This window comes from Streptomyces tibetensis, from assembly GCF_007655005.1.
In the GTDB taxonomy this organism is placed as follows: Bacteria; Actinomycetota; Actinomycetes; order Streptomycetales; family Streptomycetaceae; genus Streptomyces; species Streptomyces tibetensis.
In genome coordinates, this window is the sequence record NZ_SZVW01000042.1 from 1 (window position 1) to 13,952 (window position 13,952).

The following is a 13,952-nucleotide window of genomic DNA, read 5'->3' on the forward strand; positions in this document are numbered from 1 at the left end:
GGTGGCGGTGGTGGTGGTGCGGTGGCGGGGCGGGTCGCTGTCTGTGGGCGGGTTGTTGTGACTGGTTTTCGCCGTCCGGGAATGGTGGGTGCGGCCGGGGGGAGAATCGACTACGGTGGGAGGCGTGTGAGATTCGGCATTGATCTTCTGTGACGCGGCGCTGGGTGCGAAGCCCCAAGCGGCCCTGGGTTGAGCCTTCCTGCGGGATGTGTCTGCGGGCGGGGCTTGCGGGGTGTGCTGCTGGTATGCCCGTGCGTTGTTGCCGATGGTGTTCACCTCTCCCCTCTCTTTTCCGGCCTTTGGCCTGGCTCTGTCTTGTCCTGTCCTTGTCCGTTCTCTTTGTGTGGCGGGTCGGGTGGGTTTCGCGCTGTCCCTGGGTTTGTGTGTCGGGGTGGGTGTGAGGGCTGGGTCAGCGATTCACGTGACCGGTGGGGGCTGCCAGTGTCAGAGCGAGCCTGCAGCGCGTTTGTGCCGGGCTGTGCCGGTGGTCCCTGCCTGAGAAAGGACTCACATGACGCATTCTGATGGTTTTGGCGCTTCTCGGCTGCGGGCGGACGCTTTGATGGAGGAACAGCTGGTGGCGGGCGCCGGCGGTGTTGATGGTGAGCAGTTCGATCGTGAGGAGCGGGCCGCGTTGCGGCGGGTGGCGGGGTTGTCCACCGAGCTGGCTGATGTGTCGGAGGTCGAGTACCGCAAGGTCCGTCTGGAGCGTGTCGTGCTGGTCGGGGTGTGGGTGTCCGGCAGCGCTGATGAGGCTGAGGCTTCGCTGGCGGAGCTGGCCGCGCTGGCGCAGACGGCGGGTGCTGTGGTGTGTGACGGGGTCATCCAGAGGCGGCACAAGCCTGACCCGGCGACTTATATCGGGTCGGGTAAGGCGGTGGAGCTGGGGGAGATCGTCGCGCAGGCCGGTGCTGACACGGTCGTGTGTGACGGTGAACTCAGCCCGAGTCAGCTGGTTCATCTGGAGGAGGTCGTGGGTGTCAAGGTCGTGGACCGCACGGCGTTGATCCTGGATATTTTCGCGCAGCACGCGAAGTCCCGTGAGGGCAAGGCGCAGGTGGCGCTGGCTCAGATGGAGTACATGCTGCCCAGGCTGCGTGGCTGGGGTCAGTCGATGTCCCGGCAGATGGGTGGTGGTGGCGGGGGCGGTATGGCGACCCGCGGGCCGGGCGAGACGAAGATCGAGACCGACCGGCGGCAGATTCATGAGCGGATGGCCAGACTCCGTCGTGAGATCGCCCAGTTGAAGACGGGGCGGGACATCAAGCGTGAGGAGCGCCGGCGTAACAGGGTGCTGTCGGTTGCGCTTGCGGGGTATACCAACGCCGGGAAGTCTTCTCTGCTCAACCGGTTGACCGGCGCCGGGGTGCTGGTGGAGAACGCGCTGTTCGCCACCTTGGACACGACGGTGCGCCGCGCGCAGACTCCGAGCGGCCGGCCCTACACCATTGCCGACACCGTGGGTTTCGTGCGGCATCTTCCGCATCACCTCGTCGAGGCGTTCCGCTCGACCATCGATGAGGTGGGGGATGCGCATCTGGTGCTGCATGTGGTGGACGGCTCGCACCCGGAGCCGGAGGCGCAGCTGGCTTCTGTGCGGGAGGTTTTGGCGGAGGTCGGTGCGGGTGGGATCAGGGAGGTCGTGGTCGTCAACAAGGCGGAGGTCGCCGACCCGGAGGTGCTGGCGCGGCTGCTGGCCGCCGAGCAGGACTCGATCGCGGTGTCCGCGCGGACCGGGGAGGGTATCGAGGCGCTGCGGGACTTCATCGATGTCCTGCTGCCGCGTCCGGAGGTGGAGGTCGAGGCCATGGTGCCCTACAGCCAGGGCGGCCTTGTTTCCCGGGCTCACTCGGAGGGTGAGGTGCTGTCCGCCGAGCACACCGAACAGGGCACCTTGCTGAAGGCGCGGGTGGGGCCGGAGCTGGCGGCCGCTCTGCGGGCCTGCCCCCAGCCGTGACCCGGGCGCAAGGGCCGCAGCCCGGGCCGGCCCTTGCGCCCGGCCCGGGCCGGGCGGGCCTTCCCACCCGGGCCGGGCTTCCTGCCTGGGCCGTGCGCCTGGGCCGGGCGGGCCTTCCCACCCGGGCCGGGCGGGCCTTCCCACCCGGGCCGGGCGGGCCTTCCCGCCTGGGCCGGGCTCCCCGCCTGGGCCGGGCTTCCCGCCTGGGCCGGGCGGGCCTTCCCGCCTGGGCGGGGCCGGGCCGGTTGCCGGGGGTGTCAGGGCGCCGGGATCGGCTTCCGGCATCGTGCCGGGCCGCGCACGCCTATGGGGACGAAACGCGCTGCGATTTCTTCGTCATGCGCGTGTTGTCGCCGGACGGAACCGCTTGTGGCGGTGCGGGTTGTGGACCGTCTGCGTTCGTCCGGCGGTGGGCTGTGTGTGCGGCGACTTCATTCACCCAGATCAGGAGGACTTCTGCGTGTCGACAGCGCAACTCGCTCTGCATGACATCACCAAGCGTTATCAGGACCACGTCGTACTGGACCGGATCGGTTTCACCATCAAGCCGGGTGAGAAGGTCGGTGTCATCGGGGACAACGGATCGGGCAAGTCCACGCTGATCAAGCTCATCGCGGGGCGGGAACAGCCGGACAACGGTGCGGTGACGGTGGTCGCGCCCGGTGGCGTGGGCTATCTGGCCCAGACACTGGAGCTGGCGCCGCAGGCCACGGTCCAGGACGCCGTCGATCTGGCCCTGGCCGACCTCAGGGAGCTGGAGGAGGGCATGCGCCGGGCCGAGGCCGAGCTGGCCGAGCGGCCCTACCAGACGGGCCAGGACCGGGAACTGGCCGGCCTGCTGGAGCGTTACGCGGCGCTGGTGGACCGCTACCAGGCGCGCGGTGGCTACGAGGCCGATTCCCGGGTGGAGATCGCGCTGCACGGGCTGGGGCTGCCCGGGCTGGAGCGCGGCCGGCGGCTGGGCACGTTGTCGGGTGGTGAGCGCTCGCGGCTGGCCCTGGCGGCGACGCTGGCTTCGGAGCCCGAACTGCTGCTGCTGGACGAGCCGACCAACGACCTGGACGACCGGGCCGTGGGCTGGCTGGAGGAACACCTGCGCAAGCACAAAGGCACGGTGGTGGCGGTCACGCACGACCGGCTCTTCCTGGGCCGGCTCACCACCACGATCCTGGAGATCGACTCCGGCCAGGTGATGCGGTACGGCAACGGCTACGAGGGGTATCTGGCGGCCAAGGCGGCGGAGCGCCAGCGCAGGCTGCTGGAGTATGAGCAGTGGCGTGCCGAACTGGACCGCAGCCGCGATCTGATCGCGTCCAATGTGGCGCGTCTGGATGCCATTCCGCGCAAGCTGCCCTTCGCTGTCTTCGGTGCCGGCCAGTTCCGGATGCGCGGGCGGGGTCACGGGGCGATGGTGCGGATCCGCAATGCCAAGGAACGCGTCGCGCGGCTGACCGAGAACCCCATCGCGCCGCCGCCCGAGCCGCTCACCTTCACCGCGGAGATCACCACCGAGGCCGCGCCGTCGCAGCAGACGGTGGCCGAACTGACCGGCGTCAGGGTCGGCGACCGGCTCAGCGTGGACTTTCTGCGCCTGGGGCCCGGTGAACGGCTGCTGGTCACCGGCCCCAACGGGGCGGGCAAGACGACGCTGCTGCGGGTGCTGGCCGGGGAGCTTCAACCCGACAGCGGATCGCTGCTGGTGTCGGGCCGGGTGGGACACCTGAGGCAGGAACAGACGCCGTGGCGGGCGGGGATGACGGTGCTTCAGGCGTTCAGCAGCGGACGGGCAGGTGACATCGACGAGCACACCGAGGCGCTGCTGTCTTTGGGACTGTTCAGCCCGGACGACCTGCGCCAGCGTGTGCAGGATCTGTCCTATGGGCAGCGGCGCCGCATCGAGCTCGCCCGGCTGGTGACGGAGCCGGTGGACCTGCTGCTGCTGGACGAGCCCACCAACCATCTCTCGCCCGCGCTGGTGGAGGAACTGGAGGAGGCGCTGACCGGTTATCAGGGCACGGTCGTCGTCGTCACCCACGACCGGCGCATGCGCTCGCGTTTCAACGGCGCCCATCTGACGCTGCGGGACGGGCACGTCGCCGAGTTCACCGCCGCCTGACCGCCCGGGCGGTCGCCGGAGGGACGGGTGCCAGGGGGCCCGTCCCTCCGCAGGGTTCACAGGCGCACCGGCAGGCTCTTCAGACGCCATGCTCCCGGGAAAGGCTGCCGTTCAAGGGCGGAGGGCGCCACGGCGAGACAGAGGCCGCCGAAGCGGTCGAAGAGGGTGTCCAGGGCGATGGCCGTCTCCTGGTGTGCCAGGGCGGCGCCCAGGCAGTAGTGCGGGCCGAAGCCGAAGCCGACGTGTGCCTCGTGCGGTGCGCGGCGGTTGCGGGTGATGTCGAACCGCTCGGGGTCGGGGAAGCGGTCCGGGTCGTGCCCGGCGGCGCCGATCACCGCCACCACCTGCTCGCCCTTGCCCACGGTGACGCCGCCGATGTCGAGGTCTTCGGTGGCATAGCGCGGCTGGGTGACCTGGACGGGTGTGCACCAGCGCATCAGTTCGTCGACCGCCTGGGGCAGCAGCTGCCGCTTCGAGCGCAGCAGGGCGAGCTGGCCGGGGTGGGTCAGCAGCGCCACGACCCCGTTGCCGATGAGGTGGGCGGTGGTCTCGTTGCCGGCGGTGACGAAGGTCAGGACGAGCGTGGCGATTTCCTCGTCGGTCAGCGGCTCGCCCTGCTCGTCCTCGGCCTGCGTCAGGCCGGTGAGGAGATCACCGGTGGGCGTGGCCCGGCGCTGCTCGATGACCTGGTGGAGATGGTCGGCCATGCCGCGTACCGCGGGCCCGATCACTGCGGGGTCCATGCTGTAGAAGGCCGAACCCCAGGTGTGCCATTGTTCCCGGGCTTCTTCCGGGATGCCGACGATCTCGCAGATGACGTCGATGGACAGCGGATAGGAGAAGTCCTCGAGAAGGTCGATCACACCGTCCTGCGCCCGGTCGGGCAGCGAGGCCAGCAACCGGTGCGCCAGCTTTGTCACCCGCGGCCGCAGGTCATTGACCCGCCGCACGGTGAAGGCCCGCGAGGACAGCCGACGTAACCGCAGATGGCCGGGACCGTCCTGGGACAGGATGCTGCCCACCAGGTAGCGCGCGTAGGCCTGGGGGATGCCGCCGTCGCCCAGGGCCTGCTCGTAGGGATGGGGCAGGTTCATCTGTGGGACGTTCGCGGGGTTGTTCACCAGCCGGGGGTCGGACAGTACCGCCTTGACGTCGCTGTACCGGGTCGCGAGCCACTGGACGGCGCCCCACGGGTACGAGGCCCGCACCAGCGGTGCCTGGGCCCTGATTTTGGCGTAGGTGCCGAACGGATCGCGCAGCACCTCGGGATCCATCAGATTCAAAGCTGTCATCGTCACTGCCCTCCTGTGAACAACCGTCACCACAGTGTCAGCCGGACACCGGTGCCGGGAAAGGAAAGCGGGCCTGACTGTGTCACCTTTGGGTTGCCGCCGGAAATACCCGGAATCCAGGATGGGCGCGCCCGGTCCCGGCCGACGACCGGGCCCCATTTTTCAGCGGAAGGAACAAGGATCGATGCAGTCGCGCGTCGAGCGCCTACCCTCACTGACCGGGCTGCGCTGGTTCGCGGCGCTTTCCGTATTCGTCTGCCATATCGCCCAGCAGGGCATCTTCGCCGACCCGGACGTGGCGTCGTTTCTGGGGCACCTCACGTCGCTCGGCTCGCTCGCGGTCTCCCTCTTCTTCGTGCTGAGCGGCTATGTGCTGACGTGGTCGGCCCGGGACGGCGACTCCGTCAGAAGCTTCTGGCGGCGCAGGTTCGCCAAGATCTACCCGCTGCATTTCGTCACCTTCTGCATTGCGGGCGTCATCATCTTCAGTCTCTCCGAACCGGTACTGCCGGGCGGTTCGACGTTCGACGGCATGGTGCCCAACCTGCTGCTGGTGCATTCATGGCTGCCGGACGCGTACATCGTCTCGGGATTCAACACCCCGAGCTGGTCACTGTCCTGCGAAATGGCCTTCTATCTGACGTTTCCGTTGTGGTACCGGCTGCTGCGCCGGATACGGGTGCGCCGGCTGTGGTGGTACGCGGCCGGGCTGGCGCTGGCCGTGATGTGCATGCCGTTCGTGGCCCGGCTGCTGCCCGACAGCGCAGAGGTCGTTCCCGGGATGCCGCTGCGGGACATGTGGTTCACGTACTGGTTCCCGCCCGTGCGGATGCTGGAGTTCCTCCTGGGCATCGTGCTGGCGCTGATCCGGCGCGAGGGGACGTGGCGGGGACCGACCACGGGCACGGCCGCGCTGCTGCTGGGCGGCGCGTTCGCGCTCAACCAGGTGGTGCCGCCGATGTTCACCCTCACCGCCACCACCGTCGTCCCCATCGCCCTGCTGATCGCCGCCGCGGCCGACGGCGATCTGCGCGGGCGCCGCACGGGACTGCGCGCGCCCGTGCTTCTCAGGCTGGGCGAGTGGTCGTACGCCTTCTACCTGATCCACTTCCTGATCATCCGCTACGGGCACCGGCTCCTGGGCGGCGAGCAGGGATACGCCCGGCAGTGGGACACCCCCGCGGCGCTCGGCATCACCGTGGCGGCACTGGCCGTCACGATCGCCGCCAGTGCCCTCCTGCACACCTGCGTCGAGCGGCCCTGCATGACCCTGATGCGCGGCCGGCGCCCTGCGCAGGGGCCGGCTCCCGGCTCCGGCGGCCGCCCGCACCGCACTCCGCTGGAAAGGGCATGACACGTGGCCGACCAGAGCGCTCTCAGTCCGGCACTGCTGCAATACGCCAGGAGCGTCTCGCTGCGCGAGGACGCCGTGCTGCGCGAGCTGCGGGAGTTGACGGCGGCCCTGCCGGGCGGACGCGCCATGCAGATCATGCCGGAGGAGGCCCAGCTCCTGGCCCTGCTGATCCGGCTCACGGGCGCCGCTCACATCCTGGAGATCGGCACGTTCACCGGGTACAGCACGCTGTGCATGGCCCGGGCGCTGCCACCCGGCGGCCGGATCGTCACCTGCGACATCACCGACCGGTGGCCCGGCGCCGGCGCCCCGTTCTGGCAGCGGGCGGGCGTCGCCGACCGCATCGACCTTCGCATCGGCGACGCCGCAAGGACCCTGGCCGAGCTGCGCGCACACGAAGGCGACAACTTCTTCGACCTGGTGTTCATCGACGCGGACAAGGCCGGCTACCCGCACTACTGCGAACAGGCCCTCGCCCTGGTCCGCCCCGGCGGGCTGCTGGCCCTGGACAACACCCTCTTCCTCGGCCGGGTGGCCGACCCGCGCTCCAAGGATCCCGACACCCTCGCCGTGCGCGAGCTCAACGAACGGCTGCTCCACGACGAGCGGGTGGACCTCGCCCTGCTCACCATGGCCGACGGCATCACCCTGGCACGCCGCCGGGAGTGACCGGCACGCCGGTGACCGGCACGCCGCCGGCAGGCCGCCGGGAGTGAGCGGCACGCCGCCGGGAGGGACCGGCCCACCGCCACCACGCGCAACCACGGCGCCGTCAGTGCCCACCGCCGCCACGCGCAACCACGGCGCCGTCAGTGCCCACCGCCGCCAGGGCGGTGGGCACCACCGTCTGCCCCGGGCCCTTGCCTCAGCGGAATCGGTTGATGGCCGCAAGATGGCGCTCGCGCAGCTCGTGGTCGCGCACACCGAGCCCTTCCCCGGGAGCCAGGCACAGGATGCCGACCTTGCCCAGGTGGAGGTTGCGGTGCACCTCGAAGACCGCGCGCGCGGTGTCCTGCAGGGGATGGGTGCGCGACAGCGTCGGATGGATGAGGCCCTTGGCGATGAGCCGGTTGGCCTCCCACGCCTCGCGGTAGTTGGCGAAGTGGGTGCCCACGATCCGCTTCAGCGACATCCACAGATAGCGGTTGTCGTACTGGTGCTCGAAACCCGAGGTGGACGCACAGGTCACGACGGTGCCGCCCTTGCGCGTGACATACACGGAGGCGCCGAAGGTCTCGCGGCCCGGATGCTCGAAGACGATGTCGACGTCCTCGCCCCCGGTCAGCTCACGGATGCGCGCGCCCAACCGCTTCCACTGCCTGGGGTCCTGCGTGTGTTCGTCCTTCCAGAAGCGGTAGTCCTCCGCGCTGCGGTCGATGATCAGCTCGGCGCCCATCCGCCGGCAGACCTCGGCCTTGTGCGGGGAGGAGACGACACAGACGGGGCTCGCCCCGCCGGCGAGCGCCAACTGGGTGGCATAACTGCCCAGTCCGCCGCTCGCACCCCAGATCAGCACGTTGTCGCCCTGTTTCATGGCGGCGCCGTTGCGGGAGACCAGCTGCCGGTAGGCGGTGGAGTTCACCAGACCGGGAGCCGCGGCCTCCTCCCAGGACAGATGCCCGGGTTTGGGCATCAGCTGATTGGACTTCACCAGCGCGATCTCCGCCAGCCCGCCGAAGTTCGTCTCGAACCCCCAGATCCGCTGCTCCGGGTCGAGCATGGTGTCGCCATGGCCCTCGGGACTCTCCAGCTCGACGGACAGGCAGTGCGCGACGACCTCGTCACCGGGCCGCCAGGCGTGCACCCCCGGCCCGGTGCGCAGCACCACACCGGCCAGGTCCGAGCCGAGTACGTGGTAGGGCAGGTCGTGGCGCGCGGCCAGAGGTGAGGTACGGCCGTACCGCTGGAGGAAACCAAAGGTGGGCAGCGGCTCGAAGATCGACGACCAGACGGTGTTGTAGTTGACCGAACTGGCCATCACCGCAACCAGCGCCTCCCCCGGCCCCAGCCGGGGCAGCGGCACCTCCTCCACGTGCAGGGACTTACGCGGATCCTTGGCCGCGCTGCTCATACCGTCGAACATGCCGGCGTCCTCCTTGCGCACGGTCACCGCCCGGTAGGACTCGGGCAGCCGCAGCGCGGCGACATCGGCGGCGGTGCGGCCGGGCGCGGTGATCGTGGCGAGCAGCTCGGTCATGGCGGGGTTCACGGGCTTCACGGGTGCGCTCCGATCGGTCGGTGGACGAAAAATGCGGCCGGGCCCGTGGTCACACCACCGCCGCCCGGTGCTCCTGCGGTCCGGCGTGTTCGGCGGTGAGGCGTTCCAGGATCGGGACGATCCCGGCGGGCGTGGGGTCGGCGAGCATCTCCGCACGCAGCCGGCGCGCGCCCGCCCGGATCGAGGGATCCTCCACCGCCGTACGCACCGCCTCGGTCAGCGCGTGGACGGTGAGCTGCGCCGGCGGCAGGTGGAAACCGGCCGACAGACGCTGCAACTGCTGCGCCTTGAGCGGCGCGTCCCACAGGGACGGCACCACCAACTGCGGCACACCGTGCAGCAGGGCCGTGGACCAGGTGCCCGCCCCGCCATGATGGATGATCGCGGCACAGCTGGGCAGCAGCGCGTCCAGCGGGACGAAGTCCACCGGCACGATGTTGTCGGGCAGACGGCCCAACCGCTCGCGCTGGGAGCGGTCGAGGGTGGCCACCACCTCCATGTCGAGCCGGCCCAGCGACTCCAGCAGCGTCGGGAAGGAAACCGCGTCGCGGCCGTAGGTCTCGCGGGCCGAGGTGCCCAGGGTGAGGCAGATCCGGGGACGCTCGGGCGTGCGCAGGAGCCAGGGCTCGACCACCGAGCGCCCGTTGTAGGGGACATACCGCATGGGCACGGTGGTCTGCCCCACGTCCAGCCGGGTGCTGCGCGGGCCCGGGTCGATCACCCAGTGGCCGAGCACGTCCCCCTCGTCATACGCGCACCCGTACCGCTCCAGGGTCCAGCCGAGCCACTCCGCGATGGGGTCCTCACGCAGCTCCGCCGGGACCTCGCGGAGCGCTTCGAGGAAGCGTCTGCGAGAACGCCCGATCGCGTCGGGGCCCCACAGGATGCGGGCGTGCGCGGCACCGCAGGCACGGGCGGCGACCGGGCCGGCGTACGTCCAGGGCTCCCACACGACGAGGTCGGGGCGCCAGACGCGGGCGAAGTCGACGACTTCGTCCATGGTCGCCGCACCGTTGAACGGAGCGAAACAGAAGGCCGACATCAGCGTCTGCTGGCCCAGCAGATACTCCCAGCCGGCCTCCTGGGCCGGGCCGTCCTCGGTGAACTCCAGACCCTTGTTGTAGGGCACCAGGTCGCTGCCCATCTCCGCCAGCAGCTCGACGGCCGGCCGGTCGTCGCCGACGGGGACGGCGGCCAGGCCGGCGCTGGTGATGACCTCGGTGAGCGAGGGCGGGCTGGCCACCCGCACCTCGTGCCCGGCCGCGCGCAACGCCCAGGCCAGCGGCACGAGACTGTAGAAGTGTGTGTTGTGCGCGAGCGAGGTCAAAAGGACTCGCATCAAGGCTCCCCTTCGTGCGAGGGCGGACGGTGGCGTGGGGCTCAGTGCGCGCAGACGGGGAAACGGGCGTAGGAGCGTACGACCGGTGAGCGCGGGCGCATCAGCACCGGGCCCGCGCTCTTCAGACCCGGCAGCGCGCGCGCCAGGGCCGACACGGCGGCCGTGGCGGCCAGCCCTACGAGCGGCAGCGCAAGGCCGAGGTGCGGCCCGGTGCGGGGCACCTGCCCGAGAGCGTTCGGTGCGCCCGGGGCCAGCACCACCACCTGGTCGTCGGCGCGGATGCCACGGCCCCCCAGGCGGACGTCCTCGTGGGCGACCCGGCGCTCCAGGCGGGTGGGCGGCCACGCGAGCAGCGTGCGGCCCACAGCAGCCGACGCCGCCGGGGTGCGGCGGGCGCCCGCCCAGTCCCCCCCGCCGCTCAGCAGCGCCCGCACGGTGTTCGCCACGACCGTCACGGCGGGTTCCGGCGCGCCGAGGGCGAGGATCAGGCCGATGCGTTCGACGTCCCAGGGCGCGACGCCCCGGCCCAGCAGCGCTGCGACGAGACCGGCCGGCCGGCCCGCGCCCCTGGCAACCTCGCGGGCGACCAGTTCGCGCACCAGCGCGGCCACCTCCCGCACCGCCGCGGCGGAGTCCCGTGCCACGGCCAGCGTCTGCGGGGTGAACCGGGCATCCAGCTGGGGCCCGCACCGGGTGAGCGGACCGACCGCCTGCACCCGCTCGCCCTCTGCGGCGCCCAGGAGGCGCAGCACCAGCTCCCCGATGTAGGGCCGCACGACATCGCCGACCAGATCGAACGCGCCACCGCCGGCGGGCAGGAGGCCACCGACCCGCGCGTGCGCCTCGCCCTGTTCGGCGCCGAGCAGGGCGGCGCCGCTCAGTGCCGGAGCGGCCAGGGCCTGCAGGCGGGCGAGTTCCGGGCGCTCGTACTCGGGGAACTCGGGGGCGATCGGCAGCAGGCCGGCGTCCGGGCGGTGCCCCGCACGGTCGAGGGTGCCGAAACGGGGATCGCTCAGCACCCGGTCCGTCACGGCCCGGTCCGCCGTGACCCAGGCGCCGAGCAGGTCGCTGCGAAACCACGGGCCGTGCGCGCGGATCCGCTCCTCGAAGGGGGTGCTGTCGTCATCGGTGGCGCGCAGGATCATCGCGTACGGGTCACCCTGGTTGCCCGCGAACCAGATCCCCGCGCGGGTCAGTTGCAGCCGGCGGCCGAATTCGCGGAGCGCGGATCCGCTCCTCGAAGGGGGTGCTGTCGTCATCGGTGGCGCGCAGGATCATCGCGTACGGGTCACCCTGGTTGCCCGCGAACCAGATCCCCGCGCGGGTCAGTTGCAGCCGGCGGCCGAATTCGCGGATCTCCTCCGGCCGGGCGGCCGAGGCCTCGGCGGTGCTGGCGGACATGGCTCCTCCCTTGCTGGTTCGGTGCCGCACGCCGTTCAGCGGCACGTTCCGATGAACAGGCCCGGCCGGCCGATGCCGCTGCGGTCCAGATACCGCACCTGGCAACCGGCGCGTTCGAAGGCCCGCTCGTACGCGGACTGCTCGAACAGGGTGATCCGGTGACTCTCGGACAGGACGCGGACACCGTCCACCGGGTGCGCGATGAGGTAGCGCACCTCGATCCGGGTGGCATCGCCCTCCCGCACGGAGTGCGACATCCGGCATATCGTGCGGTCACCGGCCTCGGTGAGACTCGCCCCGATGTGACCGGGCGTGAACGACTCGGGAAACCACCAGGGTTCGACGAGGATCACGCCGCCCGGGCCGAGGTGCGCAGCGAAACGCTCCAGCGTCGCGTCGAGTTCACCGGTGTCACGCAGGTGACCGATGGAACTGAACATGCACACCACCGCGTCGAAGTGCCGGCCCAGCCCGAACGTGCGCATGTCGCCCTGGTGCAGCGGCACGCCGGGGTTGCGGCGCGCCGCCAGGGCGAGCATGCCCGGCGACAGCTCCACACCCTCCACATGGTCGAAGCAACCGGCGAGGTGACGCAGGTGCTGACCGGTCCCGCAGGCCACGTCGAGCAGCGACCCGGCGTCCGCCCGCTCGGCCCGCACCAGGGCGGCGATCTCCTGCGCCTCACGCCGGTAGTCCTTGCCCTTCCCCTCGTGCACCAGGTCGTAGACGGCCGCGATCTCATCGGTGTACATCAGCGTCCTCCGGGGCGCACTCGGTGGGGTTGTCGTGGGTGTCACCGACGGTGGACGCCAGCCAGTCGTGGACCGCGAAGGCCGTGTCCGCCGCGTGCTCGGTGAGCATGGTGAAGTGGTTGCCGGGCACGTCGGTGACGCTCGTGACCCCCGCCACCGCGGACCGCCAGCCGTCCGGGCCGCCGTCGCCGCTCCACTCGACGAGCGGCTGCGAGGCCCGCGCCAGCAGCACGGGCGCGCGCAGCGCGGTGAACCGGGCGCCGAGCAGCAGCCGGTGGTACCCGGCCATGGCTGTCAGCCGGTGCTCCGCGAGCGGCACCGCGCTGCGCTCCAGCGACCAGCGCAGCAGGTCCTCCCGCCACACGCCCATCGCGCCGGGATCGTCGGGGAAGTACATGTCCATCAGGACGACCGCCGCCGGACCGCTGCCGCGCGACTCCAGATACGCGGCGAGGGCGTGCGCGACGTTCGCGCCGGCGGAGTGGCCCGCGAGGGCGAACGGCTCGCCCCCGCAGTGCTCCAGCAGCGCATCGGCCCGGTCGGCGAGCAGCGCCTCCAGCGACGCGGGCAGCGGCTCGGCCGGATCGCCGAAGCCGGGCAGCGGCAGGACGCTCACCTCCCGGCGCCCGCGCAGGGCATCCGCGAAATGCGCGTACTCCCGCGGGCTGGACGTGGCGGCCGTGCCGGCACAGCAGTACAGCCGCGGCCGCGCGGTCCCGGTCGCCAGACCCACCGGCGCCGCCAGCCCGCCCGGGCGTTCGCCGCCGGTGAAGAGGGGCCTGAACCGGGCCAGTCCGGCCATCAGGGACACCGCTTCCTCGGCCCGGCCCCGGGCGACGGCCGTACGCAGGGCGGCGAGCAGCGTGCCCTCCGGTTGCGCGGGTGACCCGGACGCGCCGCCGGCCGCACGCCCGGCCAGCTCGGACAGGTAATCCGCCAGCGCAACCGGGTCCTCGTGGTCGAACACCACACCGGCGGGCAGCTCCAGCCCGGTCGCCTCGGCCAGCCCGTCGCGCAGACTGACCGCGGCCAGCGAGTCGAAGCCGAGATCACGGAAGGAGGCCCGCGCGTCCACCCCCTCCGCCCCCGAATGACCGAGCACACCCGCGGCCAGCGCCCGCACCAGGTGCAGCGCGAGCCCGCGCCGCTCCTCGGGCCGCGCCCGCCCCAGGCGCGGCACGGCCCGGCCGCCGTCCGCCGCAGTGGGCTGCGCGCCACCGCGCCGGGCGGCCGGGCGCACCGCGCGGACCTGCGGGATGTCGCTGATCAGCGGGCTGGGACGCCTCGCCGTCAGGGTGGGCGCGAACCGGTCCCAGTCGAGGTCGGCGACGGTCACGTTGACGTCGCGGTGGTCGAGGGCCTGCTGCAGCGCGGCCAGCGCCGTTTCCGGCCGCAGCGGCCGCACCCCCTGGCGCTCCAGATAGCCCTCCGGGGCGAGTTCGACCATGCCCTTCCCGCCCCAGACCCCCCAGGCGATGGAGGTGGTGGGGTGGCCGTGGGTGTGGGTGTGGTGGGCGAGGGCG

Annotated in this window: 11 protein-coding genes; 4 read left to right on the forward strand and 7 right to left on the reverse strand. The window is 71.5% G+C overall.

Annotated elements, in window-relative coordinates; genetic code table 11:
• Positions 1-511: 511 nt before the first annotated feature.
• Both hflX and car(A) read left to right on the forward strand, forming a co-directional pair.
• Positions 512-1,957 carry a GTPase HflX gene (gene hflX / locus FDO69_RS40620; protein ID WP_104789218.1) on the forward strand — a complete coding sequence of 482 codons (1,446 nt, stop codon included), beginning with the start codon at positions 512-514 and terminating at the stop codon, positions 1,955-1,957.
• A gap of 460 nt (positions 1,958-2,417) precedes the next feature.
• Entirely contained in the window at positions 2,418-4,073 is a 1,656-nt protein-coding gene (car(A), locus tag FDO69_RS40625; protein ID WP_104789220.1) for an ABC-F type ribosomal protection protein Car(A), read from the forward strand.
• Between the two features lie 56 nt (positions 4,074-4,129).
• Here the strand turns inward: car(A) and FDO69_RS40630 are convergent, their stop codons facing one another.
• Positions 4,130-5,365, reverse strand: a complete 1,236-nt coding sequence (locus FDO69_RS40630) for a cytochrome P450 family protein (RefSeq protein ID WP_104789222.1) — start codon at positions 5,363-5,365, stop codon at positions 4,130-4,132.
• Positions 5,366-5,549: 184 nt separating this feature from the next.
• Here FDO69_RS40630 and FDO69_RS40635 point away from each other — a divergent pair, with 184 nt between their 5' ends.
• Both FDO69_RS40635 and FDO69_RS40640 read left to right on the forward strand, forming a co-directional pair.
• Positions 5,550-6,719 carry an acyltransferase family protein gene (locus FDO69_RS40635; protein WP_159030701.1) on the forward strand — a complete coding sequence of 390 codons (1,170 nt, stop codon included), beginning with the start codon at positions 5,550-5,552 and terminating at the stop codon, positions 6,717-6,719.
• A gap of 3 nt (positions 6,720-6,722) precedes the next feature.
• Positions 6,723-7,388 (forward strand): O-methyltransferase, encoded by a 666-nt coding sequence (locus FDO69_RS40640; protein WP_104789227.1) that lies wholly within the window; start codon positions 6,723-6,725, stop codon positions 7,386-7,388.
• A gap of 196 nt (positions 7,389-7,584) precedes the next feature.
• Here FDO69_RS40640 and ccrA read toward each other — a convergent pair whose 3' ends face one another.
• The 6 genes from ccrA to FDO69_RS40670 form a co-directional block, all read right to left on the reverse strand.
• Complete coding sequence (gene ccrA, locus FDO69_RS40645; RefSeq protein ID WP_104789241.1) at positions 7,585-8,916, reverse strand: crotonyl-CoA carboxylase/reductase; 1,332 nt, start codon at positions 8,914-8,916, stop codon at positions 7,585-7,587.
• Between the two features lie 70 nt (positions 8,917-8,986).
• Positions 8,987-10,276, reverse strand: a complete 1,290-nt coding sequence (locus FDO69_RS40650) for an activator-dependent family glycosyltransferase (protein ID WP_104789229.1) — start codon at positions 10,274-10,276, stop codon at positions 8,987-8,989.
• A 41-nt stretch (positions 10,277-10,317) separates the two neighbouring features.
• A complete protein-coding gene (locus FDO69_RS40655; protein ID WP_104789232.1) occupies positions 10,318-11,421 on the reverse strand; it encodes a cytochrome P450 family protein in 1,104 nt (367 codons plus the stop codon).
• 10 nt (positions 11,422-11,431) lie between these two features.
• Positions 11,432-11,677, reverse strand: a complete 246-nt coding sequence (locus tag FDO69_RS40660) for a hypothetical protein (RefSeq protein ID WP_138430307.1) — start codon at positions 11,675-11,677, stop codon at positions 11,432-11,434.
• 35 nt (positions 11,678-11,712) lie between these two features.
• Positions 11,713-12,429, reverse strand: a complete 717-nt coding sequence (locus tag FDO69_RS40665; protein WP_104789238.1) for a class I SAM-dependent DNA methyltransferase — start codon at positions 12,427-12,429, stop codon at positions 11,713-11,715.
• Positions 12,416-13,952 (reverse strand): thioesterase domain-containing protein (locus FDO69_RS40670; RefSeq protein ID WP_150136890.1); only part of this gene is annotated, 1,537 nt, incomplete at its 5' end. The genes FDO69_RS40670 and FDO69_RS40665, both read right to left, overlap by 14 nt.

What these genes read in the sequence shown, in the direction of transcription:
- hflX (WP_104789218.1), top strand. Translation starts at nt 512, where the DNA reads ATGACGCATTCTGATGGTTTTGGCGCTTCTCGGCTGCGGGCGGACGCT.
- FDO69_RS40630 (WP_104789222.1), bottom strand. Translation starts at nt 5,365, where the DNA reads ATGACAGCTTTGAATCTGATGGATCCCGAGGTGCTGCGCGATCCGTTC.
- FDO69_RS40635 (WP_159030701.1), top strand. Translation starts at nt 5,550, where the DNA reads ATGCAGTCGCGCGTCGAGCGCCTACCCTCACTGACCGGGCTGCGCTGG.
- ccrA (WP_104789241.1), bottom strand. Translation starts at nt 8,916, where the DNA reads ATGACCGAGCTGCTCGCCACGATCACCGCGCCCGGCCGCACCGCCGCC.
- FDO69_RS40650 (WP_104789229.1), bottom strand. Translation starts at nt 10,276, where the DNA reads ATGCGAGTCCTTTTGACCTCGCTCGCGCACAACACACACTTCTACAGT.
- FDO69_RS40655 (WP_104789232.1), bottom strand. Translation starts at nt 11,421, where the DNA reads ATGATCCTGCGCGCCACCGATGACGACAGCACCCCCTTCGAGGAGCGG.
- FDO69_RS40660 (WP_138430307.1), bottom strand. Translation starts at nt 11,677, where the DNA reads ATGTCCGCCAGCACCGCCGAGGCCTCGGCCGCCCGGCCGGAGGAGATC.
- FDO69_RS40665 (WP_104789238.1), bottom strand. Translation starts at nt 12,429, where the DNA reads ATGTACACCGATGAGATCGCGGCCGTCTACGACCTGGTGCACGAGGGG.